Source organism: Rhizobium sp. CF080, assembly GCF_000282095.2.
GTDB lineage: Bacteria > Pseudomonadota > Alphaproteobacteria > Rhizobiales > Rhizobiaceae > Neorhizobium.
This window is the reverse complement of the sequence record NZ_AKKC02000015.1, coordinates 172,772-199,326: the sequence shown is the minus strand read 5'-3', so window position 1 is coordinate 199,326 and position 26,555 is coordinate 172,772. Positions and strand designations below refer to the sequence as shown.

General features: G+C 62.4%; 21 protein-coding genes and 1 tRNA gene. 13 read left to right on the top strand and 9 right to left on the bottom strand.

Annotated elements, in window-relative coordinates; genetic code table 11:
* Positions 1-50 precede the first annotated feature (50 nt).
* A complete protein-coding gene (locus tag PMI07_RS27970; protein ID WP_007752111.1) occupies positions 51-629 on the bottom strand; it encodes an NAD(P)H-dependent oxidoreductase in 579 nt (192 codons plus the stop codon).
* Between the two features lie 120 nt (positions 630-749).
* The gene (locus tag PMI07_RS36010; RefSeq protein WP_024164227.1) at positions 750-875 is read right to left on the bottom strand and encodes a hypothetical protein; all 126 of its coding nucleotides are present in this window, start codon (positions 873-875) and stop codon (positions 750-752) included.
* Between the two features lie 177 nt (positions 876-1,052).
* Between PMI07_RS36010 and PMI07_RS33835 the strand changes: the two genes are divergently transcribed.
* Positions 1,053-1,343, top strand: coding sequence for a hypothetical protein (locus tag PMI07_RS33835; protein WP_024164226.1), 291 nt, complete (start codon positions 1,053-1,055; stop codon positions 1,341-1,343).
* Between the two features lie 15 nt (positions 1,344-1,358).
* On the opposite strand, the gene PMI07_RS27960 is transcribed toward PMI07_RS33835, so the two are convergent.
* Both PMI07_RS27960 and PMI07_RS27955 read right to left on the bottom strand, forming a co-directional pair.
* Positions 1,359-2,900 (bottom strand): DegQ family serine endoprotease, encoded by a 1,542-nt coding sequence (locus PMI07_RS27960; RefSeq protein WP_024164225.1) that lies wholly within the window; start codon positions 2,898-2,900, stop codon positions 1,359-1,361.
* A 626-nt stretch (positions 2,901-3,526) separates the two neighbouring features.
* Positions 3,527-3,602: transfer RNA gene (locus PMI07_RS27955), tRNA-Lys, on the bottom strand.
* A 205-nt stretch (positions 3,603-3,807) separates the two neighbouring features.
* Here PMI07_RS27955 and PMI07_RS27950 point away from each other — a divergent pair.
* Together PMI07_RS27950 and PMI07_RS27945 are read left to right on the top strand one after the other, a co-directional pair.
* Positions 3,808-4,566 (top strand): cytochrome c biogenesis CcdA family protein, encoded by a 759-nt coding sequence (locus PMI07_RS27950; protein ID WP_024164224.1) that lies wholly within the window; start codon positions 3,808-3,810, stop codon positions 4,564-4,566.
* Positions 4,567-4,612: 46 nt separating this feature from the next.
* Positions 4,613-5,575 carry an AEC family transporter gene (locus PMI07_RS27945; RefSeq protein WP_024164223.1) on the top strand — a complete coding sequence of 321 codons (963 nt, stop codon included), beginning with the start codon at positions 4,613-4,615 and terminating at the stop codon, positions 5,573-5,575.
* Here PMI07_RS27945 and PMI07_RS27940 read toward each other — a convergent pair.
* Positions 5,552-6,754 (bottom strand): UbiH/UbiF family hydroxylase, encoded by a 1,203-nt coding sequence (locus PMI07_RS27940; protein WP_024164222.1) that lies wholly within the window; start codon positions 6,752-6,754, stop codon positions 5,552-5,554. The genes PMI07_RS27945 and PMI07_RS27940 overlap by 24 nt on opposite strands.
* 191 nt (positions 6,755-6,945) lie before the next feature.
* Between PMI07_RS27940 and pcsA the strand changes: the two genes are divergently transcribed.
* The 8 genes from pcsA to PMI07_RS27900 all read left to right on the top strand — a co-directional run bounded on the left by pcsA (position 6,946) and on the right by PMI07_RS27900 (position 16,852).
* Positions 6,946-7,671: a phosphatidylcholine synthase gene (gene pcsA, locus PMI07_RS27935; RefSeq protein WP_037088667.1), complete on the top strand. Its 726-nt coding sequence runs from the start codon at positions 6,946-6,948 to the stop codon at positions 7,669-7,671.
* A 167-nt stretch (positions 7,672-7,838) separates the two neighbouring features.
* The gene (locus PMI07_RS27930) at positions 7,839-9,413 is read left to right on the top strand and encodes an ABC transporter ATP-binding protein (protein ID WP_007758749.1); all 1,575 of its coding nucleotides are present in this window, start codon (positions 7,839-7,841) and stop codon (positions 9,411-9,413) included.
* Positions 9,403-10,494: an ABC transporter permease gene (locus PMI07_RS27925; protein ID WP_024164221.1), complete on the top strand. Its 1,092-nt coding sequence runs from the start codon at positions 9,403-9,405 to the stop codon at positions 10,492-10,494. The genes PMI07_RS27930 and PMI07_RS27925 overlap by 11 nt, the downstream gene beginning before the upstream one ends.
* Positions 10,494-11,420 (top strand): ABC transporter permease, encoded by a 927-nt coding sequence (locus PMI07_RS27920; RefSeq protein WP_007763588.1) that lies wholly within the window; start codon positions 10,494-10,496, stop codon positions 11,418-11,420. The genes PMI07_RS27925 and PMI07_RS27920 overlap by 1 nt, the downstream gene beginning before the upstream one ends.
* A gap of 47 nt (positions 11,421-11,467) precedes the next feature.
* Complete coding sequence (locus PMI07_RS27915; RefSeq protein WP_007763591.1) at positions 11,468-12,541, top strand: BMP family ABC transporter substrate-binding protein; 1,074 nt, start codon at positions 11,468-11,470, stop codon at positions 12,539-12,541.
* Between the two features lie 214 nt (positions 12,542-12,755).
* Positions 12,756-14,117, top strand: coding sequence for a bifunctional UDP-N-acetylglucosamine diphosphorylase/glucosamine-1-phosphate N-acetyltransferase GlmU (glmU, locus tag PMI07_RS27910; RefSeq protein ID WP_024164220.1), 1,362 nt, complete (start codon positions 12,756-12,758; stop codon positions 14,115-14,117).
* A gap of 120 nt (positions 14,118-14,237) precedes the next feature.
* On the top strand, positions 14,238-16,064 hold the full coding sequence (gene glmS / locus PMI07_RS27905; RefSeq protein WP_007752762.1) for a glutamine--fructose-6-phosphate transaminase (isomerizing): 1,827 nt from the start codon (positions 14,238-14,240) through the stop codon (positions 16,062-16,064).
* 92 nt (positions 16,065-16,156) lie between these two features.
* Positions 16,157-16,852 (top strand): DUF502 domain-containing protein, encoded by a 696-nt coding sequence (locus tag PMI07_RS27900; RefSeq protein WP_007752761.1) that lies wholly within the window; start codon positions 16,157-16,159, stop codon positions 16,850-16,852.
* A gap of 1 nt (position 16,853) precedes the next feature.
* On the opposite strand, the gene recG is transcribed toward PMI07_RS27900, so the two are convergent.
* Positions 16,854-18,959, bottom strand: coding sequence for an ATP-dependent DNA helicase RecG (gene recG, locus PMI07_RS27895; RefSeq protein WP_037088666.1), 2,106 nt, complete (start codon positions 18,957-18,959; stop codon positions 16,854-16,856).
* Between the two features lie 90 nt (positions 18,960-19,049).
* Here recG and PMI07_RS27890 point away from each other — a divergent pair, with 90 nt between their 5' ends.
* Both PMI07_RS27890 and mfd read left to right on the top strand, forming a co-directional pair.
* Positions 19,050-19,379 (top strand): succinate dehydrogenase assembly factor 2, encoded by a 330-nt coding sequence (locus PMI07_RS27890; RefSeq protein WP_007772205.1) that lies wholly within the window; start codon positions 19,050-19,052, stop codon positions 19,377-19,379.
* Between the two features lie 11 nt (positions 19,380-19,390).
* The gene (gene mfd, locus PMI07_RS27885) at positions 19,391-22,897 is read left to right on the top strand and encodes a transcription-repair coupling factor (protein ID WP_037088664.1); all 3,507 of its coding nucleotides are present in this window, start codon (positions 19,391-19,393) and stop codon (positions 22,895-22,897) included.
* Here the strand turns inward: mfd and PMI07_RS27880 are convergent, their stop codons facing one another.
* Genes PMI07_RS27880 through PMI07_RS27870 form a run of 3 tightly spaced genes read right to left on the bottom strand, consistent with a single transcriptional unit; the run spans position 22,898 to position 26,364 of the window.
* On the bottom strand, positions 22,898-23,836 hold the full coding sequence (locus PMI07_RS27880; protein WP_007753913.1) for a DMT family transporter: 939 nt from the start codon (positions 23,834-23,836) through the stop codon (positions 22,898-22,900). It lies immediately after the preceding gene.
* 13 nt (positions 23,837-23,849) lie between these two features.
* The gene (locus tag PMI07_RS27875) at positions 23,850-24,521 is read right to left on the bottom strand and encodes a DsbA family oxidoreductase (protein ID WP_007753916.1); all 672 of its coding nucleotides are present in this window, start codon (positions 24,519-24,521) and stop codon (positions 23,850-23,852) included.
* Between the two features lie 37 nt (positions 24,522-24,558).
* Positions 24,559-26,364 carry an extracellular solute-binding protein gene (locus tag PMI07_RS27870; protein ID WP_037088663.1) on the bottom strand — a complete coding sequence of 602 codons (1,806 nt, stop codon included), beginning with the start codon at positions 26,362-26,364 and terminating at the stop codon, positions 24,559-24,561.
* Between the last annotated feature and the right edge of the window lie 191 nt (positions 26,365-26,555).

Below are 26,555 nucleotides of genomic sequence, written 5' to 3'. Positions count from 1 at the left end.
AGGTTCCGGCCGGGACCGGAACCCTGGGATCAAGGCGGCGTGATGGGTAATCAGGCTTTTTCGCGGGCCGTCTTGAGCGCTGTCGCCCACCAGGAAAGATCGTCGAGCATGGTCTTCACGCCGGGCTCGAGATGGGTCAGTTCCGACAGCGCTTTGCCCTGCTGCCAGACCGCGAAGAAATCGGCGCCCTGGATGTGGACGCCGGGACGGGTCGGGACCATCTGCAGTTCGACTGCGATGTTGCGAAGATGTTCGACCGCCCGGGCGCCGCCGACGCTGCCGTAGCCGACGGCTGCAGCCGGCTTGCGGTTCCATTCCGGGTAGGCATAGTCGAGTGCGTTCTTCAGCGCGGCCGTGATCGAGCGGTTGTATTCTGCGACGACGAAGATATAGCCGTCGAATTCGGCCACCTTCTTCTGCCAGCGCTGGCCGACTTCGTTTTCGGTGGGGACCCAGGCATTCGACGCCTTTTCATTGAAGAACGGCAACGGGAAATCGCGCAGGTCGACGATCTCGAATTCCATGTCGTCGCGCTTGGATGCCGTGTCGTAGATCCACTGTGCCGGCTTGTCGCCGAACCGGACATCACGCGTGCTGCTGATGATGATCGCAATCTTTGGCTTGGCCATGAAAACCTCTCGCGTTTTGAAAATGGATTGGGGCGGGACCGCAGGAATATGGCGGTAAGACCTGAACGGTCAAGCCAATCCTAGGGCTTGTCGAAAGATCGGCTGCCTCACTTGATGGTGTCAGTTCTGAGCCGAGAGCTCCGCGGGGGTGGCCAGGATATCGCCGCCGCCGAGCGACTGGTCGGCATATTTGAATGCCAGGATGCTGAGCACCGAAACGATCATGACTATGAATATAATGCGCATAACGATGCTCCTTCGGCCGAGCAAACGTCCTATGGGCGCGAAGGTTCCGGTGACGATTTCATCAGCAGACGGTAATTCACGCTTAAGTTTTGGTTAAAGCGAGATTGACTCTATCGTTATCGCGCGCCTGACTTTCAGGGGGCGGCTCCCATCTAAGCCCGCATGACTGAGTTCCATATGACGTGGATGACGACAGCCGCCGAAGCCAGAAGCTATCGGCGGATGTATATCCTTGCGGCCGAGATCCTGTGCAGCGAAGCCGCCTCCCGCGAATTGAAGAGAGCGGCCCGCCGGGTGGTGCGGGTTCTGGAGAACGTCGTGGACAAACCGATCGCCGACGCGTTGGTGCTTGCTCGAGCGAGGGCGAGATTTGCCGAACTCGTTGCCACGCTGGAGGGTTCGCGGATTATCGGCGAAGCAAAAAGAACGCCGCCCGGTTACGAGAACCGGGCGGCGCCAAGACGATAAGGGCGGTGTCGAGGCTCAGCCGATCGAGAAGGGAACCGCGACGAAGGTCTGGTTTTCGCCGCGCTGGATGAGCAGCAGGACCGACTTGCGCCCGGACTTGCCGGCTTCCGCGACCGCCGTCTTGGCTTCCTTGGCGGACTTCACCGGCTGCTGGTTGATCGAGACGATGATGTCTCCAGGCTGCAGGCCCGCATCGGCAGCCGGCTTGTCGGGAGCGACGCTTTCGATCACGGCACCGCTTTCCCGGCGCGGAAGGTTGAGGGCCTGGCGGATGTCGGGGGTGATGTCGGCAAGACCGATGCCGATGGTCGGAACGCGCTGGGCGCCCTGGATGGACTTGTCGCTCTTGTCCGCGGAAGCCTGCTGCTGGTCGGGCTCGTTGCCGCCGACAGTGATGCTGAGACTGCGGCTTTGACCCTGGCGCCAGACGGTCAGCCCTTCCTTGGCGCCGGGCGTCAGGTCGGCCACCATGCGCGACAGGTCGCGCGGAGAGTTGACCGCCTGGCCGCCGAGCGCGGTGATGACGTCGCCGGTCTGTACACCGGCCTTGGCAGCCGGCGTGTCGTCGTTGACATTGGCGACCAGCGCCCCTTCCGGCTTGTCGAGGCCGATGGCACTTGCCACATCCGCCGTCACCGGCTGGATCTGCACGCCGATGAAGCCGTGCTCGATGGAGCCGTCCTTCATCAGCTTGGCGACGACCTTCTGGGCCTGATCGGACGGGATGGCGAAGCCGACACCCACGCTGCCGCCGTTCGGCGAATAGATCGCCGTGTTGATGCCGACGACCTTGCCTTCGAGATCGACCAGCGGGCCGCCGGAATTTCCATGGTTGATCGGCGCGTCGATCTGGATGAAATCGTCATAGGGGCCGCTGTGGAGATCGCGGCCGCGGGCCGAAACGATACCGGCGGTGACGGTCGTGCCGATGCCGAACGGATTGCCGATCGCCAGAATCTGGTCGCCGGCATTGAGCTTGTCCGAATCACCCCAGGCGATGGTCGCCAAAGGCTTCGGCGCGTTGATCTTGATGACGGCGAGATCGGATTTCGGATCGGCGCCGACGAGCTTGGCCGGCACTTCCGTGCCGTCGTCGAGTGTCACCTTGATATCGATCGCGTTGTCGATCACGTGGTTGTTGGTGACGATGTAGCCGTCCGCCGAAACGACGAAGCCGGAGCCGAGAGCCTCGGCGCGCGGAGCCTGGCGTTGCTGCGGCATCTGGCGCGGCATGGGGATGCCCTGCTGGCCGAAGAACTGCCGGAACTGCTCATCGAACGGCGAATTGTCGCCGAAGGGCGAGCTCTCGTCAGAAGCGGCGTTCTGGGCCTTCATCGTGGTGGTGATGGTGACGACCGCCGGCTTGTCGGCCGAAACGATCGGCGCAAACGAGCCGCCCGGAGCAACGATGCCGGAAACGGAGCCGGTGACGGCCGTTGCCGTGTTTGCCGCATGCGCCGCATTGGTGCCGAGAATGACCGGCACCGCGAGCGGGACCGCAACGATGGCGGCGCCGAGAAGTGCCGCGATCCGATGTCTGCGAAGGATATCTGACATGAAGGTCTTCCTTTTTGTCTGCATGTCCTGGCGCCGGGAGGCGGGCGCATTCAGGGCAAGGGGGATCGAAGCCGCGTGAGGACACAGCGGCTGATCGGTTGGGTTTTAAGATCTGCGAGGCTCAAAAGCCGGCTTCAGAGTAAAGCCGTTGCTTGGGAAAACCGGATCACCGAGGGACAGGCGAAACGGCCTGAACTTTCTTACGATCGAAAGCGATCGCCGGGCGGTCCGGTGAGGTGCGTGACCGGGCAGGACGCCGGCGGCACCGGGGAATGCTGGTTTATCGGAACAAGCGAGCGCATGCGAGAGCTCCACCTTGAGTGAACGGTTCTGGAACTGCCTCTGCCGTCATGACATCTTCTGGCCGCCGGCAGCATTCAGTCTTGGAGATGAAAATACGCCCCGAAGCGGCAAAGGTCAGCTTAACAATAAATAAGGTTCCGGCGCTGCGCTTTGCCGAATTTTGGGCCAAATCCTAAGGCCCAGGATGTGGCGCCGCTGGCGGAAGTGTTATTTTTCAATGGCTTGCTGGAATGTCGGTTACTTCCAGGTATCCCGTGGGTTGCCGTGGAAACGTGACGCGGCTGTAATGAATGGGTTCGGCGGGAAAGATGAGGAAATTTTAATGGTGAGAGCGCAGGGATTCGAACCCTGGACCTACTGATTAAAAGTCAGTTGCTCTACCGACTGAGCTACGCTCTCCCGCGGCCGCGGGTAAGCGCGTCCTTGAAAGTGCGCGGAACATAGGCAGGTGACCCCTTGCGGTCAACCCGCAAAAACAGCAAAAATGCGGCTATCTGCCGCTTTTCCGTCGCCGTGCGAAAAGGTGATTGGCATTCGTCGCGTCAGGCCATTACCTGAAGCGCAAGACGCGGGCTCCCGAAAGGCCCGCCATTCGGAGCCACACGTGTCGATTGCCGAAATATCCCTGCTGAGCGCGCTTCTTGCCGGCGCCCTGTCGTTTCTCTCCCCTTGCGTGCTGCCGCTCGTGCCGCCCTATCTCTGTTACATGGCGGGCGTTTCGGTCGAGCAGTTCCGTGGCGGCGGAGGGGCTGCGGTGATCGAATCGGGGGCAGGGACACGCCGGGCGGTGCTGAAGTCGGCGCTGTTCTTCACGCTCGGCTTCGCGACCGTCTTCGTGGCTCTCGGGGCCGGCGCCTCGACAATCGGCGTTTTGCTACGCCAGCATCTCGATCTTCTCTCCAAGCTCGGCGGCTTGATCATCATCGTCATGGGGCTGAATTTCCTTGGCGTATTCCGGATAGGTCTTCTGGCGCGCGAGGCCCGTTTCCAGGGCGGGGGGCAGCCGGCAACGCTCTCCGGCGCCTATGTCATGGGGCTTGCCTTCGCCTTCGGCTGGACACCCTGTATCGGTCCGGTGCTGGGCGCGATCCTCGGCGTCGCCGCATCCCGCGACACGGTCGGCGAAGGGGCGGCGCTGCTTGCCATCTATTCGCTCGGCCTTGCCGTGCCGTTCTGGATCGCCGCCGGCTTCTCCGGCGCTTTCATGCGGTTCCTGACCCGTTTCCGCCGTCATCTCGGCATGGTCGAGAAGGTCATGGGCGTCTTCCTGATCCTCACCGGGCTTGCGTTCATCTTCGGTTTCGTCACGTCTGCCGCAATCTGGTTCCAGCAGACCTTTCCAATCCTGATGCAAATCGGCTAACGGAAAAGCGTCTTCTAATACGCCCGGTGATGCGGGCAGGGAACCGATGGCCGATATCATTGCATTGCTGTTGCCCTTCTTCGGGCTGATCTTCATCGGTTATCTTGCCGCAAGAGTGACGAAACAGCCGGCCGAAGCGCTTGGCTGGATGAATACGTTCATCATCTACGCGGCCCTGCCGGCGCTCTTCTTCAAGCTGGTGTCCCGCACCCCGGTCGAACAGTTGACCCGGGCCGACTTCATCTTCGGCGAGATCGGCGCGACCTATCTCGTCTTCTGCGTTATCTTCCTGATCGGCTTCTTCATCCGCCGCAGTTCCTTTGCCGATTGCACCATCCAGTCGTTTGCAGGGGCCTATGGCAATATTGGCTATATGGGGCCGGGCCTGGCGCTGCTCGCTTTCGGCGAGGCGGCGGCGGTGCCGGTGGCGCTGATCGTCTGCTTCGAGAACGCCGCGCATTTTATCGTCGCGCCGGCGATGATGGCGGTCGCCGGCGGCGACAAACGCCCCGCCAGCCACGTCGTCGCCGATATCGTGCGGAAGGTCGTGCTGCACCCGTTCATCATCTCGACGGCGCTCGGGTTCTGCTTCGCGGCATTTGCGGTGCAGCCGCCGGCTGCCTTCCAGCGGCTCATCGACTACCTTGCCCAGGCGGCGGCCCCCTGCGCGTTGTTTGCCATGGGGGTGACACTGGCGCTGAGGCCGATCAAGCGCGTGCCGGTGGAAATCGGCTATATCACCGTCTTCAAGCTGATCCTCCTGCCGATGACGAGCTATACGGTCCTGTCGCTGATCGGCAATTTCGATCCGGTGTGGATCTATTCCGCAACGCTGCTTTCGGCCCTGCCGCCGGCGACCAATGTCTTCGTCATCAGCCAGCAATACGGGATCTGGCAGGAGAGGGCGTCTGCCAGCATCCTGATCATCACCGTCGCATCGGTGGCGACCTTGCCGGTATTGCTATACCTCATCAATTCCGGCACCTTATCGCCGGATCTCTTTCCGTAAGGCATCGACGACGGCGCGCAGGCCACGGCCAGGCTCGATCCCTTCCCGCATCAACAGGTTTCGAAGCGGGGGCGCATTGGTGAGGATGTGCAGGCCGGCCGCGCGTAGCATCTGCACGGGCAGGAAATCCGACAGCAGCGAGCGGTTGAGAAGATCGACGCCGACGGTGCGGCTGACGATATCCGGCCCGCGGCGCCGGTTGAAGCGATCGCCGGCATCGGCCGGGACCGGGTGGTCGCCGGTGGCGACGAGCAGTTCCGAAAGGGTGATGACGTCGCGGAGCGACAGGTTGAGCCCCTGTGCCCCGATCGGCGGGAAGCCATGTGCAGCTTCGCCGATCAGCGCCAGCCGGCCCTTGCCGAACCGCTCGGCCATCAGGCTGGAAAGCGGCCACGCCTGCGCCGTGCCCTCGACTTTTACCTTGCCGAGCATCGACTGCATCCGCTCCTCGACCAGCCGCGACAGTTCCTCGACCGGAAGTTCGACGAGGCGGCGGGCTTCATCCGGCTTCACCACCCAGACGAGGCTGGAGCGCAGGCCCGGCAGGGGAACCTGGGTGAACGGTCCGCTTTCGGTATGGAATTCGGTCGAGACATTGCCATGCGGCAGAGTGTGGGCGAAATTCAACACCACCGCCGACTGCGGATAGGACCAGCGGCGCACGCCGATGCCGGCCATTTCCCGCGCCTTCGACTGGCGGCCATCGGCCGCCGCGACGAAATCGGCGCCGATCAAGGCGCCATCCGAGAGCGTCAAGACCGCTCTCTCGGCCGAGATGTCGAAGATTTCGACGCTTTGCGCGATCTTGCTGATGTTCGGTTCGGCAGCCACCGCCGCATCCAGCTTTTCCGACAGCGCCCGGTTCGGGATATTGTAGCCGAAGGCGTAGAGGCCGACATCCTGTGCCCGGAACTGGGCCGTCGGCGCGCGGAGCAATCGCTTGGTGCCGTCGATGATCTGCATGACGGAGAGCGGCGCGGCGGAAGGCGCGATATCCTCCCAGACGCCAAGTCGTTCAAGAAAACGGATGGACTGGTCCATTAGCGCGGTCGTGCGTTCATCGGCCTTTTCGGAGAGGGGAGCGATCAGCGCTACCTTGCGTCCGGCGCGCGCGAGCGCCAGTGCGGCAACCGATCCGGAAAGTCCCCCGCCCACCACCGCGATCTCGAAATGCTGCATATCCGTCGTCCTGCGCTGCAAGTGTATGATTGATATCTAGAGCTTCGGGGCCTGCATATCCATGGGACACGGCAGCGCAGCATAGAAAAAGCAATGCTTTATGCGTGGCCGAAGGGCAACGAGGTTGCAATGCGCGGTGATTGGCCGCATACCTCGCTCGCCGGATGAGGGAAAGGCGGGACTGACGCGTGATCAGACGAATCTTCAACTATAAAAAAGTTCCCTACGCTGAAATCCGCGCCTTTTCAGTTCATCTCCTGACGGCCTCCGGCTCGTTCCTCGCCTTCCTCGGCGTCGTCGCAGCAGCCGAGCACCGTTTCGTCCACATGTTCTGGTGGCTGGGTCTGGCGCTCCTCGTCGACGGCATTGACGGACCGATCGCCCGCAAGGTGCGGGTCAAGGAAGTCCTGCCCAACTGGTCGGGCGACACGCTCGACAATATCATCGATTACGTGACTTACGTGCTGCTGCCGGCGTTTGCGCTCTACCAGAGCGGCATGATCGGCGAGCCCTGGTCCTTCGTGGCCGCGGGCGCGATCGTCGTCTCGAGCGCCGTTTATTATGCCGACATGGGCATGAAGACCGACGAATACTTCTTCTCCGGCTTCCCGGTCGTCTGGAACATGGTGATCTTCACCCTGTTCGTCATCGATGCAAGCGCCACGGCGGCTCTCGTTCTGGTTTCGGTATCGGTCATTCTCACCTTCCTGCCGATCAACTTCCTGCATCCCGTCCGCGTCAAGCGGCTCCGTCCGCTCAATCTCGCCGTCTGCCTCATCTGGTGCGCGCTCGGTGGCTATTCGCTGCTCCTGCATTTCGAGACGCCCGCCTGGGTCGTCTACGGTGTCGTGATCAGCGGCATCTATCTCTATTGCATCGGCGGCGTGCTGCAGCTTTTCCCCAGTCTCGGAAAATAGTTGAGCGTTCTGGAAACCCCCTTTCTTTAGTGTTGTGCGAAGCAACAAAAAAGGTATCAATATCAGTCGAATATCCGGGGTGATCGCCGGATGTCGGCAAAATCAATGCATTGCGCAGCCATGAAAACCTCGAAGAAGGTGAGGCCCGCGGTGAACGAGGGGGTTCAGTGACGTTATCCGAGGGTCCGGCGGCCGTTCCGCTTCTGTCGGTTCGAGGTTTGACCAAGCTTTTCGGCAGCTTCGCGGCTTGCAACGCGATCGATTTGGATATCGCGCCCGGTGAAATTCGCGCATTGCTCGGTGAGAACGGTGCCGGCAAGTCGACGCTGGTGAAAATGCTCTTCGGCGTGCTGCAGCCGAGCGCCGGCGAAATGCTCTGGGAAGGTTCTCCGGTGACGATCGGGTCTCCGGGCGAGGCCCGCCGGCTCGGCATCGGCATGGTCTTCCAGCATTTCTCGCTGTTCGAGGCGCTGACGGTCGCCGAAAACATCGCGCTGTCGCTCGACCCGAAGATTTCACTTGCCAGGATATCGGACGAAGCGGCGTCGCTTTCCAAGGCATACGGCCTGCCCCTCGATCCCAAGGCACATGTGGCGGACCTGTCGGTCGGCGAGCGCCAGCGTATCGAGATCGTCCGGGCTCTGCTTCAGAACCCCAAGCTGATCATCCTCGATGAGCCCACATCGGTCTTGACGCCGCAGGAGGCCGACCGGCTGTTCGAGACGCTGTTCAAGCTGAAGGCCGAGGGCCGCTCGGTTCTCTACATCAGCCACCGGCTGGAGGAGGTGCGCCGCATCTGCGATCGCGCCACGGTCCTGCGCCACGGCAAGGTCACCGGCGCCTGCGATCCCAAACACGAAACGCCGGCCTCGCTCGCCCGGATGATGGTCGGCTCGGACGTTGCCGAAGTCCACCGGGATGCCGGCACGGCGCTCGGCGACATCCGCATCGAGGTCCGCAATCTTTCGGTCCCGGCGCGCACGCCCTTTGCCGTGTCACTCAAGAACATCGCCATGAACGTACGCGCCGGCGAAGTGCTGGCAATCGCGGGCGTTGCGGGCAATGGCCAGGGCGAACTCTTCGACGTGCTCTCGGGCGAATATCCGGTCGCCGAGGACGAGGCGATCCGCATCCGCGGCAAGGCGGTTGGCCGCACCGGCATCAACGGCCGCAGGCTGCTCGGCGCCGGCTTCGTGCCGGAAGAGCGTCACGGCCATGCGGCGGTCTCCGCGATGGCATTGTCGGACAATCTTCTCCTCGCGCGCAGCCAGTCGGACAGGAAGGCCTTCCTTTCGGGCGGCGCATTTTCCGTCATCCGCTTCGATGCGATCCGCTCCGCCACCCGCCGCATCTGCGAGGCGATGGATGTCCGCAAGAGCGGCGAGGACCCGCAGGCAGGTTCGCTGTCCGGCGGCAATCTCCAGAAGTTCATCGTCGGGCGCGAGCTCGACCGGCAGCCCTCCGTGCTCGTCGTCAACCAGCCGACCTGGGGCGTCGATGCCGGTGCCGCAAGCCGCATCCGCCAGGCGCTGATCGATCTCGCCAAGTCCGGCTCGGCGGTGGTGGTGATCAGCCAGGATCTCGACGAGATCTTTGAAGTGGCGACCAATATCGCCGTCATCTCGGAAGGCCGGCTCTCGGAGCCTCATCCGGCCGGCACACTGACCTTGGAGCGCATCGGGCTCTTGATGGGCGGCGTCCACGAAAGCCACTCTGTTCCGGAGGCGGCGCATGCGCATTGAACTCCAGAAGCGCGCCCGCGTCTCGACGCTGTTCTCGGTCCTCTCGCCGCTGCTGGCGCTCGCACTGACGCTGCTCTTCGGTGCCATCATGTTCTGGCTGCTCGGCAAGAACCCGGTGAGCGCGCTCTACAGCTTCTTCATCGAGCCGCTGCTGGAAGTCTGGTCGCTGCACGAGCTGGCGATCAAGGCAGCACCCTTGATCCTGATCGCGGTCGGCCTGTCGGTCTGCTACCGCTCCAACAACTGGAATATCGGGGCAGAAGGCCAGTTCACCATCGGTGCCATCACCGGCTCGATCCTGCCGGTGCTTTATCCCGCCTGGCACTCGCCGATGATCCTGCCGTTGATGCTCATCCTCGGCATGCTCGGCGGTGCGCTTTATGCCGGCATCCCGGCGCTCCTGAAGACCCGCTTCAACACCAACGAGATCCTGACCAGCCTGATGTTGGTCTATATCGCCCAGCTCTATCTCGACTGGCTGGTGCGCGGACCATGGCGCGATCCACAGGGCAATAATTTCCCGATTACGAAGACGTTCCAGATCGAGGCCGTCGTGCCGGAAATTCTGTCTTCGTCAGGCCGCGCCCATTGGGCCTTCATCTTCGCGATCGTCGCGGCCGTGGCGCTTTGGTTCATGATGCGCTTCATGCTGAAGGGCTTCGAGGTCTCGGTGCTCGGCCAGTCGGAGCGGGCCGGGCGCTTTGCCGGCTTCTCCGCCCGCCGAATGGTCTGGTTCTCGATGCTGTTGTCGGGAGCACTCGCCGGTCTTGCCGGCATTTCGGAAGTTTCCGGCTCGATCGGTCATCTCCAGCCGATCATCTCGCCGGGTTACGGCTTCACGGCGATCATCGTCGCGTTCCTCGGACGGCTCAACCCGCTCGGCATCATCGCCTCCGGCCTCGTGCTCGCGCTGACTTATCTCGGTGGCGAGGCGGCGCAGCTTTCGATCGGCATTTCGGACAAGGTCAGCCGCGTCTTTCAAGGGTTGCTGCTCTTTTTCGTGCTCTCCTGCGATACGCTGATCCACTACAGGATCCGGCTGATCTTTTCGGGCATGAAAACGGGGGAGGTGAAGGGCTGATGTTCGAGGCGATCCTGCTCACCGTCATCACAGCATCGACCCCGCTGGTTCTCGCAGCCCTCGGCGAACTGGTGACCGAGCGCTCCGGCGTGCTGAACCTTGGCGTCGAGGGTATGATGATCATGGGCGCGGTCTGCGCCTTCGTGGCCGCACAGCTGACCGGGTCCCCCTATGCCGGCATTCTGGCCGGCATTCTCGGCGGCGGGATCTTTTCCCTGCTCTTCGGTTTCCTGACGCTGACGCTGGTCGCCAATCAGGTTGCGACCGGCCTGGCTCTCACCATCCTCGGGCTCGGGCTTTCCGGCCAGATCGGCGAAGCCTTTGTCGGCCAGCCCGGCATCAAGCTGCAGCCGATCGTCTTTCCGCTGCTTTCCGACATTCCGTTCTTCGGCCGCGTGCTGTTCAGCCAGGACCTGATCTTCTACCTGTCGGTCGCATTGGTGATCGGTATCCACTGGTTCCTGTTCAAGAGCCGCACAGGCCTCAAGCTGCGGGCAATCGGCGACAGCCATTCCTCGGCCCATGCGCTCGGCATCAACGTTATCCGCACCCGCTATCTGGCGGTGATGTTCGGGGGTGCCTGTGCAGGCCTCGCCGGCGCCCAGCTTTCGCTCGTCTACACACCGCAATGGGTAGAGAACATGTCGGCCGGCCGCGGCTGGATTGCGCTGGCGCTCGTCGTTTTCGCCTCCTGGCGGCCGTGGCGGATTCTGGCCGGCGGCTACCTGTTCGGTGCGGTCGGCATCGGCCAACTGCATGCGCAGATCCTGGCGCAGAATCTCGGCATCGTCATCCCGTCGCAGTTCCTCTCCGCACTTCCCTATGCGGCGACTATTGTCGTGCTGATCATCATTTCGCATAATCGTCGCACGACGCTCATCAACACGCCGGCTTCGCTCGGGAAACCCTTTGTCCCCGACCGGTGACCGTGGAACCAAAAACAAAACGTCTTCAAGCCAATAGAGGTTAGGAAATGAAGAAACTGATTATCGCCCTTGCCGCATCGGCCGCCCTGATGGGCGGTTTCTCGACCGGCGCCCAGGCCCAGGAGAAGAAGAAGGTCTGTTTCATCTACGTCGGTTCGAAGACGGATGGTGGATGGACCCAGGCGCATGATCTCGGTCGCCAGCAGCTCGACAAGGCACTCGGCACCAAGGTCGAAACGCCCTTCCTGGAAAACGTTCCGGAAGGCCCCGATGCGGAGCGCGCCATCGAGCGTATGGCCCGCTCCGGCTGCGCGCTGGTGTTCACGACGTCCTTCGGCTTCATGGATGCCACCGTCAAGGTCGCCGCGAAATTCCCCGACGTGAAGTTCGAGCACGCGACCGGCTTCAAGGCCGCTCCGAACCTCGCCACCTACAATTCGCGCTTCTATGAAGGCCGCTATATCCAGGGCCAGATCGCCGCGAAGATGTCGAAGAAGGGCGTCGCCGGCTACATCGCCTCCTTCCCGATCCCGGAAGTGGTGATGGGCATCAACGCCTTCGAGCTCGGCGCGAAGTCGATCAACCCGAACTTCAAGCTCAAGGTCGTCTGGGCCAATACCTGGTTCGATCCGGGCAAGGAAGCCGACGCCGCCAAGGCGCTGATCGACCAGGGCGTCGACATTCTGACCCAGCACACCGATACGACCGCCCCGATGCAGGTCGCCTCCGAGCGCGGCATCCTCGCTTTCGGCCAGGCGTCCGACATGATCGCCGCCGGTCCGAAGACGCAGCTGACCGCGATCGTCGACACCTGGGGCGCCTATTACATCAAGCGCACCCAGGCGCTGCTAGACGGCACATGGAAGTCAGAGCAGATCTGGGACGGCCTGAAGGATGGGATCCTGACCATGGCGCCCTACACCAACATGCCGGACGACGTGAAGGCGATGGCCGAAGAGACCGAAGCCAAGATCAAGTCGGGCGAACTGCATCCGTTCACCGGCCCGATCAACAAGCAGGACGGTAGCGCCTGGCTGAAGGCCGGCGAAAAGGCGCAGGACGGCGTTCTGCTCGGCATGAACTTCTACATCGAAGGCGTCGACGACAAGCTGCCGCAATAGTGGGAGCGGTCGGGCAAAGCCCGAGCGATCGATCCAGTGAATCGATTGCGGCGACGAACGCCCGGAGCGCGAGCGACGGACCCGAGGGGTCGGGTTGACAACATCAAGGGCGCTTTCGAGCGCCCTTTTTGTTTCTGGCGCACATAAGGCTTTTATCGCACGTCAATCATCTTGCTGTTATGAAGCGGCAAATTGCCTGAGAAGGAGAATCCCGATGAGCCGTTCCTGCCTTGCCGTCATCCTCGCCGCCGGCGACAGCACGCGCATGAAATCGTCGATGTCGAAAGTGCTGCACCCGATCGCCGGCCGGCCGATGATCGCCCACGTGATGGCGGCGGTGGCTTCGACCGGCGTGACGGAAGCGGCGCTGGTGGTCGGCCGCGACGCGGACGGAGTGGCCAAGGCAGGCGCCGTCAACGGGGTTTCGGTCGAGGCCTTCCTCCAGACCGAGCGGCGCGGCACCGGCCATGCCGTGCTGACGGCCAAACAAGCGATCACTCGCGGTTATGACGACATTCTGGTCGCCTACGGCGACGTCCCGCTGGTCACCTCCGCCCCGTTCGCCGAGGCGCGGGAGAAGCTTGCCGTCGGAGCGGATGTCGTCGTGATTGGTTTTCGTACGGACAAACCGACCGGCTACGGCCGTCTGCTGGTCGAAAACGGCGAACTGATCGCTATCCGCGAGGAAAAGGATGCGACCGACGAGGAGCGCAAGGTCACCTGGTGCAATAGCGGGCTGATGGCGATCAACGGCCGCAAGGCGCTGTCGCTGCTGGAAAGCATCACCAACCACAATGCCAAGGGTGAGTATTACCTGACCGACCTCGTCGAGATCGCCCGTGCCGCCGGCGGCAAGGTCGTGGCGGTCGATGCGCCGGAATCGGAAGTCGCCGGCTGCAACAACCGCGCCGAACTGGCCCAGCTCGAAAAGCTCTGGCAGGAGCGTCGGCGACATGAACTGATGATTGCCGGCGTCAGCATGATCGCCCCGGAAACCGTCTTCCTTGCCTATGATACGGAGATCGGCCAAGACGTGCTGATCGAGCCGAACGTCGTCTTCGGTCCGGGCGTGACGATCGACAGCGGGGCGGTGATCCATGCGTTCTCGCATATCGAGGGCGCTCATGTCAGCGGCGGCGCGACGGTCGGGCCTTTCGCACGGCTTCGCCCCGGTGCTGATCTCGCCGCCGGCTCCAAGGTCGGGAATTTCTGCGAGGTCAAGAATGCCAGGATCGACGAGGGTGCCAAGGTCAACCACCTGACCTATATCGGCGACGCCTTTGTCGGCGCCCATTCCAATATCGGTGCCGGCACGATCACCTGCAATTATGACGGGGTCAACAAGCACGAGACCCGCATCGGCGCCAACGCCTTCGTCGGTTCGAACTCGTCGCTCGTCGCACCCGTCTCGATCGGCGACGGCGCCTATGTGGCTTCGGGAAGTGTCATTACCGAAAACGTGCCGGCCGATGCGCTGGCGCTTGGCCGTGCCCGTCAGGAAGTGAAGCCGGAGCGTGCGAAAATCCTCCGGGAGCGGGCGCTTGCCTTGAAGGCGGCCAAGAAGGCGCAAAAGTAACCCGGCCATTAACATTTGCGCGTTACTTTCCGACATCGAAAGTGACCGGCGGGCCGATTGCGCAAAGCCCGCAATCGGCTAGGAATTCGCGCGGGTTTCACGAAGCGGAAAGGGTCGTTCATGTGCGGAATTGTCGGGATCGTCGGAAATTCGCCGGTGGCGGCGCGTCTGGTCGATGCGTTGCGAAGGCTCGAATACCGCGGCTATGATTCCGCCGGCGTCGCGACGGTCCACGAGGGCCGCATGGATCGCCGCCGTGCCGAGGGCAAACTCTTCAATCTCGAAAAGAAGCTTGACGCCGAGCCGCTGCCGGGCACGATCGGCATCGCCCACACCCGTTGGGCGACCCACGGCGTCCCGAACGAAACCAATGCCCATCCGCATTTCGTCGATGGCGTCGCCGTCGTCCACAACGGCATCATCGAGAATTTTTCCGAGCTGAAGGACGAGCTGCTGGCCGAAGGCGCGGTCTTCGAAAGCCAGACCGACACGGAAGTCGTCGCACACCTGCTTGCCAAATATACCCGCCAGGGCCTCGACCACCGCGCCGCCATGCTGGCGACGCTGAACCGCGTTGCCGGCGCCTATGCTCTGGTGGTGATGTTCGAGGACGATCCGGGCACGATCATGGCTGCCCGTTTCGGACCGCCCCTCGCAATCGGCCACGGCCGTGGCGAAATGTTCCTTGGCTCCGATGCTATTGCTCTATCGCCGTTCACCAACGAGATCACCTATCTGGTCGACGGCGACTGCGCCGTCATGACCCAGAAGGGCGCCGAGATCATCGACTACGACGGCAGGCCGGTGAAGCGGCAAAGCCAGATTTCCCAGGCCTCGGCCTTCATGGTCGACAAGGGCAACCATCGCCATTTCATGGAGAAAGAGATCTACGAGCAGCCGGAGATAATCTCCCATGCGCTCAGCCATTATATCGATTTCGCCTCCCATACGGTGAAGGCGAACGATACGGCGATCGATTTCGGCAAGGTGACGGGCCTGGCGATCGCTGCCTGCGGCACCGCCTATCTCTCCGGCCTGATTGGCAAATACTGGTTCGAGCGTTACGCCCGCCTGCCGGTCGAGATCGATGTCGCCTCCGAGTTCCGCTATCGCGAACTGCCGCTGTCGCCAACCCAGGCGGCGCTGTTCATCTCCCAGTCGGGCGAGACGGCCGATACGCTGGCCTCGCTGCGATACTGCAAGGATAACGGCCTCAAGATCGGCGCGGTGGTGAACGTCAAGGAATCGACCATCGCCCGCGAATCGGACGCGATCTTCCCGATCCTCGCGGGCCCCGAGATCGGCGTCGCCTCCACCAAGGCCTTCACCTGCCAGCTTGCGGTTCTCGCCGCGCTCGCGATCGGCGCCGGCCGCGCCCGCGGCACGGTGACGGCCGGCGACGAGAAGGCGATGGTCAAGCACCTCGCCGAAATGCCGCGGATCATGAGCCGGGTGCTGAACGACATCCAGCCGCAGATCGAGGCGCTGTCGCGCGAGCTGTCGCGCTTCAAGGACGTGCTCTATCTCGGCCGCGGCACCAGCTTCCCGCTCGCCATGGAAGGCGCGCTGAAGCTCAAGGAAATCTCCTATATCCACGCGGAAGGTTATGCCGCCGGCGAACTGAAGCATGGGCCGATCGCGCTGATCGACGAGCACATGCCGGTGATCGTCATCGCACCGCATGACCGCTTCTTCGAAAAGACCGTCTCCAACATGCAGGAAGTGGCGGCCCGCGGCGGCAAGATCATCTTCATCACCGACGAAAAGGGTGCCGCAGCCTCGAAACTGCCGACCATGGCGACGATCGCGCTGCCGAATGTCGACGAGATCATCGCCCCGATGATCTTCTCGCTTCCGATCCAGCTTCTCGCCTATCATACGGCTGTTTTCATGGGCACCGATGTCGATCAGCCGCGCAATCTGGCGAAATCCGTCACGGTGGAGTGATATCCACCGGCTTTTCCTTGCATCGCAACATCGCATCCGTCATTGTCGCAACAGATGATTGCGACAATGCTTAGGGTATGCAGGGAAACCGGATGAGCGACAGTCCAGAGCGAATATCGCTGGCCGGCCGCCTCAGGAACAACTTCCTAACCGGCCTGATCATCTGCGCACCGCTTGCCATCACCATCTGGCTGACCTTCACCTTTATCGACTGGGCCGATAGCTGGGTCACGCCCTACATTCCGCAGCGCTACGATCCGCAATATTATTTCAACATCACCATTCCTGGCACCGGTCTGCTGATCGCGGTGGTGTTCATCACCATCATCGGTTTTCTCGGCAAGAACCTGATCGGCCGCTCGATCGTCAAGTTCGGCGAATCGATCCTGCATCGGATGCCGCTGATCCGCAGCATTTATAAAAGCATCAAACAGATCTTTGAGACGGTCCTCAAGGAACAGTCGACCTCCTTCAAGAAATGCGGGCTTATCGAATTTCCGAGCCCCGGCACATGGGCACTGGTCTTCATCTCCGGCGATGCGCAGGGAGAGATTGCGGCGAAACTCAATGTGGATGGCGAGGAAATGGTTGGCGTCTTCCTGCCTCCGACGCCGGTTCCGACAGCGGGTTTCCTGATGTTCGTGCCGAAGAGCAAGATTGTCATGCTCGACATGACGCCGGAAGAGGGCGCCAAACTGCTGATTTCGGGCGGCCTGATCGCACCGGACTACAAGCCCGTCCCCGGGGCGCCGACCGCCATCCTGCCAGCTCCGAAAATGCAGGCCTGATCTAGCCGGCTCTCAGGAACCGGATGGCCTCGTCGCGGCGATGCAGATAGAGCAGCACGCGCATGTTCTGCCCGCGTTCGCTGGTGAGTTCCGGATCCCGCTCCAGCAGATAGGCCGCATCCTTGCGGGCGATTTCCAAAAGGTCCGCATGTGCTTCCAGGCTGGCGATCCGGAAACCGGGCGTGCCGGACTGGCGGGTACCGAGCAACTCGCCTTCACCGCGCAGTTTCAGATCCTCTTCGGCGATCAGGAAACCATCCTCGCTGTCGCGCAGGATCGAAAGCCGCGCCCGGCCGGTTTCACTGAGCGGTCCCTTGTAGAGCAGGATGCAGGTCGAGGCTTCGTCGCCCCGCCCGACGCGGCCGCGCAGCTGGTGCAGCTGTGCAAGCCCGAATCGCTCCGCGTGCTCGATCACCATGATCGTTGCATCGGGCACGTCGACACCCACTTCGACGACTGTGGTGGCGACCAGGAGGCGCAACTCGCCCGCCTTGAAGGCGGCCATCACCGCGTCTTTTTCCGGCCCGTTCATGCGGCCATGGATGAGGCCGACATTGCGGCCGAGTTCCTTGGCGAGCACTGCATAACGTTCTTCCGCCGACATCAGGTCGGAGGCATCGGATTCCTCGACGAGCGGGCAGATCCAATAGGCTTTTTTTCCTTCGCCGATCGCGCTCCTCAACCGCGCGACGATGTCGCCGATCCGCTCGGTGGGGATGGTGACGGTCTGGATCGGCTTGCGGCCGGCCGGTTTTTCCGTGAGCTTCGAGACGTCCATGTCACCAAACGCAGCGAGTACCAGCGTGCGGGGAATGGGCGTCGCCGTCATCACCAGCATATGCGGGGAAATGCCTTTGGCCGTCAGCCGCAGGCGCTGGTGCACGCCGAACCGGTGCTGCTCGTCGACCACCGCGAGCATCAAATTGTGATAGTTGATCGCATCCTGGAAGAGCGCGTGGGTTCCGATGATGATCTGCGCTTCGCCCGAGGCGATCCGATCGATGATCTGATCCCGCTCGCGTCCCTTGGTGCGGCCGGTCAGCACCTCGACAATCACTCCTGCCGCACCGGCCAACTTCGAGATCGTCGCAAAATGCTGGCGGGCGAGGATTTCGGTCGGCGCCATCAGCACCGCCTGGCCGCCGGCCTCGACGGCCGCGGACATGGCAAGCAGCGCCACCAGCGTCTTGCCGGCGCCGACATCGCCCTGCAGCAACCGCAGCATGCGGTCTTCGCCGGCCATGTCCTTGATGACGTCCTCGACAGCCGCCTTTTGGCTGGGCGTCAGCGAGAAGGGAAGGTTGGCGATGATCTTTGCGGCGAGATCGCCCTTCACCCGGATCGGCTGGCCTGGAACCTTGCGCACCTTCTGGCGCACCAGCGACAAGGATACCTGTCCGGCAAGGAACTCGTCATAGGCAAGCCGTCGGCGGGCAGGGGCCTGCGGATCGATATCCGCCGCGTCGCGCGGATCGTGCAGCCCGCGAAACGCTTCCGCCACGGACGGGAACCCCTGGCGCAAGGTCAGCGCTACGTCGGCCCATTCCGCTAGGTCCGGCAGGCGTGCCACGGCACCCTCGATCGCCTTGCGCAGCACTTTCGGCGTCAGGCCGGCCGTCATAGGATAGACCGGCTCCACCAGCGGCAGGTTTTCAGCCTCGGAGGATTTTACGATGAAATCCGGATGCACCATCGAGGGTCGGCCATTGAACCAGTCCACCTTGCCGCTGACCATGACCATCTCGTCGATCGGCAGCGATTTTTCCAGCCAGTTGCCTTTGGCCCGGAAGAAGGTGAGCGCCAGTTCCCCGGTATCGTCATGCAGGAATACGCGATAGGGCATATTGGATTTGCCGGGCGGTGGCGGCTGATGCCGGTCGACCCGGCCTTCGATGGTGACGATCGCTCCTTGCGGCGAAAGCGCGATGCCCGGCCGGTTGCGCCGGTCTATCAGCGAGGAGGGAGCATGGAAGAGCAGGTCCACGACGCGGCAGTCGTCCGGATCGTCACGGCCGGTGACGCGGGCGATCAGTTCGGCAAGCTTCGGCCCGACACCGGCAAGCGAGGCGACGGGCGAGAACAGCGGATCGAGTATGGCGGGACGCATGGCGCGCAAAATGCGATGGATTTTGCCCATTTGGCAAGGTGACGAGGGCGGAAAAGCGTCCTATATGAACGGCAAAACAAGGACACGGCCATGACAGGACTATCCCGCACCAGCGCGGATCTCGACCCGCGCCGCCGGCGCATCCTCTACCGCTGCTGGCATCGCGGCATAAGGGAGATGGACTTGGTGTTGGGCAGCTTCGCGGAGGCCGAGATCGGCAGCCTCGGGGACGCGGAACTCGACGAGTTCGAGGCGATCATGGGCGAGGACGACCACGACCTGCATGCCTGGATCACCGGTGCACAGACCTTGCCGGAGCACATGAAGACGCCGCTTTTCGCGCGCGTCGCCGCCTATACGCCGGATTTCGATCCCGTCACAAAGGCCTCCCTGGAGCTAAGGCTCGGACACAAGATATGAATTCTGGCCCGATGATTCCTGGCTTCGACGCGAAGAAGATTGCGGCGGCGCAAAGCCCGCTGACCATAGGCAATGTGCCGCCGGGCATGGAGCCGCTGATCGTGGCCGAGCTCGCCCGCGCCGGCCAGGCGGTTGCCTATGTCCTGTCGGACGGCCAGCGCATGCTCGATCTGGAGCAGATGCTGTCCTTCGTGGCGCCGGAAATCCCGGTCCTGACGCTCCCCGCCTGGGACTGTCTTCCCTATGACCGCGTTTCGCCGAGCGCCGATGTCTCGGCACGCCGGCTGGCGGCCTTGTCCGGCCTGATTTCCCATCGGAAAAAGCCGCATGCAGCGATCGTGCTGGTCACCGTCAATGCAATGCTGCAGAAGATTGCGCCTGCCGAGATCATCGAGAGCCTCGCTTTTTCGGCCAAGCCCGGCAACCAGATCCGCATGGACGATATCGCCGCGCGGCTGGAGCGCAACGGTTTCGAGCGCGTCGCGACGGTCCGCGAAGTTGGCGAATTCGCGGTTCGCGGCGGTATTCTCGATGTCTTCGTGCCGGGGACGGAAGAGCCGGTGCGTCTCGATTTCTTCGGCGATACCCTGGAATCGATCCGTTCGTTCGACCCGGCCAGCCAGCGCACCACCGGCCAGTCGCGCGCTCTCGATCTCAATCCGATGAGCGAGGTGACGCTGACGCCGGATACGATCAGCCGTTTCCGCAAGAATTACCTGTCGCTCTTCGGCGCTGCGACCCGCGACGACGCGCTTTATCAGGCAGTCTCGGAAGGCCGCCGTTATCCCGGCATGGAGCATTGGCTGCCGCTGTTCTACGACGGACTCGAAACCGCATTCGATTACCTCAAGGGGTTCCGGATCGTCACCGACCACACGGCGCGCGAAGCGGCCAGCGAGCGTTCGAAACTGGTGCTCGACTATTACGAGGCACGGCGTGACAGCGGCACCCAGGGCAAGGGCGCTGCGGCGCAGGCCGCTCCCTACAAGCCGGTTTCGCCGGGTCAACTCTACTTCGAAAGCAAGGCTTTTGCCGCAGCGCTCGACGCTGTCAACGCGGTGCGCCTGACGCCGTTCAACGAGATGGATGCCGAAGGTCGCCGGGTGGTGACTTTGGACGCGCATGCCGGCCCGCGCTGGGCAAAAAACCAGACGGAGGAAAAGGATCGCGACGAGCGCGTCAACGTGTTCGACCTCGTCGTCAAGCATATCGCCGACAAGCGCGCCGAGGGCGCCAAGGTTCTTGTCACCGGATGGTCCGCCGGCTCGCTCGACCGGCTGCTGCAGGTGCTCGACGAGCGCGGGCTGAAGCGCATCCGCCAGATCGACAAGCTTGCCGATCTCGACAAGCTCGAAAAAGGCGAGGCGGCGTCTGCCGTCCTCAGCCTCGAGGCCGGTTTCGAGACCGGCAATGTCGTCGTCATCGGCGAGCAGGACATTCTCGGCGATCGCATGGTCCGCCGCGGCAAGCGTCGCAAGCGCGGCGCCAATTTTCTGACCGAAGTCGCCGGCCTCGACGAAGGTTCTCTGGTCGTCCATGCGGAGCATGGCATCGGCAAATTCGTCGGCCTGGTGACAATCGAGGCCGCCGGCGCCCCGCGTGCCTGCCTCGAACTGCATTATGCCGACCAGGCAAAGCTTTTCCTGCCGGTCGAAAACATCGACCTTTTGTCGCGCTATGGTTCGGATGCGGCGGAAGCCCAGCTCGACAGGCTTGGCGGCGGTGCCTGGCAGGCCCGCAAGGCCAAGCTCAAGAAGCGGCTGCTCGACATGGCCGACGCGCTGATCCGCATCGCCGCCACCCGCATCACCCGCCGCGCGCCGGTGCTCACCACGCCAGAAGGTCTTTACGACGAATTCGCCGCCCGTTTCCCTTATGACGAGACCGAGGACCAGGCGAACGCCATCGATTCCGTGCGCAACGATCTCGGCGCCGGCCGTCCGATGGACCGGCTCGTCTGCGGCGACGTCGGGTTTGGCAAGACGGAAGTTGCGTTGCGCGCCGCCTTCTTCGCCGCCATGAACGGCGCGCAGGTCGCGGTGGTCGTACCGACCACGCTTCTCTCGCGCCAGCATTTCAAGACGTTCCGCGAGCGTTTTCGTGGGCTGCCGATCAGGGTCGAGCAGGCATCGCGACTGGTGCCCGCCAAGGAACTCGCCCAGACGAAGAAGGACCTCACCGACGGCAAGGTGGATATCGTCGTCGGCACCCATGCGCTGCTCGGCGCCGGCATCCAGTTCGCCAATCTCGGCCTGCTGATCATCGACGAGGAACAACATTTCGGCGTCAAACATAAGGAACGGCTGAAGGAACTGAAGAGCGACGTGCACGTCCTGACGCTCTCGGCAACGCCGATCCCGCGCACCCTGCAGCTTGCGATGACAGGGGTGCGCGAGCTCTCGCTGATCACCACGCCGCCGGTCGACCGCATGGCGGTCCGCACCTTCATCTCGCCCTTCGACCCTCTGGTCATCCGCGAGACGCTGATGCGCGAGCATTATCGCGGCGGCCAGAGTTTTTACGTTTGTCCGCGGCTCGCCGACCTGCCGGAAATCCAGGCTTTCCTCCAGTCCGATGTACCGGAACTGAAGGTCGGCGTCGCGCATGGCCAGATGGCGGCCGGCGAACTGGAAGATATCATGAATGCCTTCTACGATGGCAAATACGACGTACTTCTGTCGACCACCATCGTCGAATCCGGCCTCGACGTGCCGACCGCCAACACGCTGATCGTCCACCGCGCCGACATGTTCGGGCTGGCGCAGCTTTATCAGCTGCGCGGCCGCGTCGGCCGTTCCAAGGTGCGCGCCTTCGCGCTCTTCACTCTGCCGGTCAACAAGACGCTGACCACGACCGCCGAGCGCCGCCTGAAAGTGCTGCAGTCGCTCGATACGCTCGGCGCCGGCTTCCAGCTCGCCAGCCACGACCTCGACATCCGCGGCGCCGGCAATCTCTTGGGCGAAGAACAGTCCGGCCATATCAAGGAAGTCGGATTCGAGCTCTACCAGCAGATGCTGGAAGAGGCTGTCGCCGAAGTGAAGGGCGACGACGAGATCACCGATACCGGCTGGTCGCCGCAGATTTCCGTCGGCATCACTGTGATGATCCCTGAAACCTACGTGCCCGACCTGCATCTGCGCATGGGTCTCTACCGCCGTCTCGGCGAAGTCACGGACCTGTCGGAGATCGACGGTTTCGGTGCGGAAATGGTCGATCGCTTCGGCCCGATGCCGACCGAGGTACAGAACCTGTTGAAGGTCGTCTACATCAAGTCGCTGTGCCGCAAGGCCAATGTTGAGAAGCTCGATGCCGGCCCGAAGGGTATCGTCGTCACCTTCCGCGACAAACACTTCCCGAACCCGGCAAATCTCGTCGGTTATATCGCCAAGCAGGGAACGCTCGCAAAAATCCGGCCGGACCACAGCGTGTTCCTCACCCGCGACCTGCCGACCCCGGAAAAGCGGCTGACGACCGCGGCTCACGTGATGACCCAGTTTGCCGAGCTGGCAAAGACGTGATTATGTATCGGATTTATTGTCTGGCACCGTGACGACCGCGGCTTGCGGATCGGTCGCGACCGAAGCGGGCAGGGGCACGTCGCGTGCCCGCTCGCGGGCCAGCGTCAGGAGGCCCGACCCGATGATCAGCACGATGCCGACCAGCATGGGCAGGTCGACCTTGTCGCCGAAGATGAGATAGCCAAACAGGATGGCCCAAAGCATCTGGCTGTATTGGGTTGGCCCGATCACGGCGGCGGGCGCGTAATTGGCGGCATACATCAGCCAGACGGTGCCCAGCGCCGCCAGCAGGCCGTATCCGGCGAGCATTGCCCATTGTGGCAGTGTCGGCCAATGGAAATCCGGGATCATCAGCACGCCGAGGATGACGAGAACGCCAAGCACGCCGGCGCCGTAGAGCGAGATGTGCTTCTCCGACGGTCCGATGGCGCGATAGACGATGATCGAGATCGCTCCGGAAAGCCCGGCGAACACCGCACCGACATGCCCGATTGAAAGCTCGCGGAAGCCCGGGCGCAATATGACCAGAACGCCGATGAAGCCGATGATCACCGCACTCCAGCGCCGGATTCCGACCGTCTCCTTGAGGAACAGCACCGACATGATAGTCACGAAGGATGGCAGCAGGAAGATCAGCGCGAAGGCTTCCGCCATCGACAGATAGGTGAAGGCCGCGACGCTGCCGATCGTCCCCATGGCAGCGGAAAAGAAGCGCAGGACCCATAGCGGCCGATTGGTGCTTCTGACCACGTCGAGCCAGCTGTCGCCCGGCTTCATCAGGTAGGGAAAGCCGGCAAGCATGAAGACGGCACCGAAAAAGCCCATCTCATAGGGCGTCAGCGCGCCGTCGATCATCTTGACGCTGGCATCGCTCCAGGAATAGGCGGCAAAGGAGGCGAAGGCGAGAAGAACGCCTTTCAGGCTCTGGTCGGTACGCACGCATTTATCCGTTTCAGATCATGCCCTTGCGGGCTTCCGCCTTGAGCTTGGCGATTTCGCGCAACGCATTGGCAAGGACATCCGGCGTCTGGGCGCCGCTGACTGCATACTGCCCGTCGATGATGAAGAAGGGCACGCCGGTCACGCCCATTTTCTGGGCCGCCTCGATTTCCCCGAGGACCGTGTCCTTGTCGGCGTCGCTTGCGAGCAGGTTCTCGATGACCTTGCGGTCGAGGCCTGACTTTTCGGCGATGTCGGCGAGCACGGCATGGTCGCCGACATTGCGGCCTTCCTCGAAATTCGCCTTGAACAGGGCGGTCGCGACCTTGTCCTGAATTTGGCGGTCTTCGACGATCGCCCAATGCAGCAGGCGATGGGCATCGAGCGTATTGGGACCGATCTTGATCGCCTCGAAATTATACTTGATCCCGACCTCTTCGCCGAGCTTCTTCAGCATGTCGTGGGCGCGCTCGACGGCCTGCCTGCCGCCGAGCTTCGCCGCCAGATCCGCCTGATGGTCGACGCCCTCAGGTGGATGGTCCGGGTTGAGCCGATAGGGCCGCCAGTTGATGTCGACGCCGATCTCGTCCTGAACCTCTGCGACCGCCAGTTCCATCCGCGCCTTGCCGAGATAGCACCAGGGGCAGACGATATCCGAAACGATGTCGATAGTTACGCGCTCCATGGCGGCGTCCTTTCTTCGGTAACCGAAAGCGACTGGATTATTGTGCCCGCTTGTCCCACCAGATGTTGAGCTGGTAGCCGTAGAGCGGCAGTTTTTCCGGATAGCCGATATACTTGCGACGCGCCACCCATTGATCGGGGATATGATAGAGCGGAACGAGATAGTGACCGGAAATCAGCATCCGGTCATAGGCCCGCACGGTGGCCTCGAAGTCCTCCTTGCTGCGCACCGTCAGCATGGTCCCGATCAGCTTGTCCAGATCGGGATCCGCCGTGCCGGCAAAGTTGAAGCTGCCGTCGCGATTGCGGGAATCGGATCCCCAGCGCCCGACCTGTTCGATGCCGGGCGACAGCGACGACGGATAGGATTTGACGATCATGTCGTAGTCGAAATTGCCGGAGCGAGCCTGGTATTGCGCGTCGTCGACGGTGCGGATCGACATGTCGATGCCGATCATTTTCAGCGTCCGCTGATAGGCGATCGCGAGCTTTTCCTGGTCCTGGCTCTGGGTCATCACCTCGAACGCCAGCGGTCTGCCGGAAGCGTCAGACATCCTGCCATTCTTGATCGCATAACCGCCCTTCTTGAGAAGATCGACCGCGTCGCGCAACACTTTGCGATCCGCACCGGAAGCATCGGTCCTCGGCAGGTGGTAAGTGCCGTCGAGAACTGCCGGCTCGATCCGGTCCTTGAAGGCCCCGAGGATCGTGAGCTCTCGTGCGTCCGCCGGCTTGCCGAGCGAGGTGAGGGGGGAGTTCTGCCAAAAACTCTCGGTGCGGGTATAGGCGCCCTCGAAGAGGTTCTTGTTGACCCATTCGAAATCGAAGGCGAGCGACAGGCCGGCGCGCACGTTCACGTCGGAAAAGATCGCCCTCCTTGTGTTGAACACGAAGCCGAGCATGCCGGTCGGCAGCTGCGGCTTGAACGCATCCTTGACCACATCGCCGTTCTGAACTGCCGGGAAGTCATAGGCCCGCGCCCAATGTGTCGGGCTGCCGTCGAGATAGATGTCGATCTCGCCCTTCTTGAAGGCCTCGAACAACGTATTGTCCTGTAGGAAATATTCGACGCTGATCTGGTCGTAATTGTCGTAACCCACCTTGGATGGGATATCCTTGCCCCAGTAGTCCGGATTTCGTTCGTAGACGATGCGCTCGCCCGGCGAGACGGACTTGATCCGGTAAGGGCCGGAGCCGATCGGCGGCTTTAGCGTCGACTGGTCGAAAGTGGCCGGATCGATCGCGTGTTTCGGCAGGATCGGCGTTGAGGTCGCCAAAATCAGCGGAAATTCCCGGTCGACCTTGGCGTTGAAGGTGAAGCGGACGCTATGCTCGCCGACCTTCTCGATCTTGTCGACGGGTGACAGCCGGCTGGAAAACGGGATGCGCCCCTTGTCGCGCAGCAATTCGAAGGTGAAAATCACGTCGTCCGGCGTCACCGGCTGGCCGTCCGACCATTTGGCCTTCGGATTGAGGTTGAACTGGATGAAGCTGCGGTTGTCGTCCCACTCGACGCTTTCGGCCAGTAGGCCGTAAAGCGTGAACGCTTCGTCGCTGGAGCGCGTCATCAGCGGTTCGTAGATGAGGTGCCCGAAGATCGTATCCCAGAGGCCGCGCGCCGTGGTGCGCATGCTTTTCAGGATGAAAGGATTGAGGCTGTCGAACGTGCCGACGACGCCATAGGTTACCTTGCCGCCCTTCTTCACATCCGGGTTTACGTAGGGAAAATGCTTGTAATCGGGGCCGAGCGCCGGGCTGCCGTGCATGGCGATCCCATGGACCGGTTCCGCGAATGTCGGGGTGCCGATCAGAAGCGCGGCGATGAGGGGAAGGAAGCGTCGCATGGAACCCATGGGGGTGAAATCCTCGCTGATTCTCCTGCAAAATAGCGCATGCCATGAAGCCCACCAACCACTGCCATGTGCAAAAGAGTGATCACCGACGTTAACTCCTTGTCAAAAAATACGAAAGAAGGACTGGATATCGACGCCTGCCCGATGTAACAGGTTGGCCCGACGGGCGGGTCATTCAATTG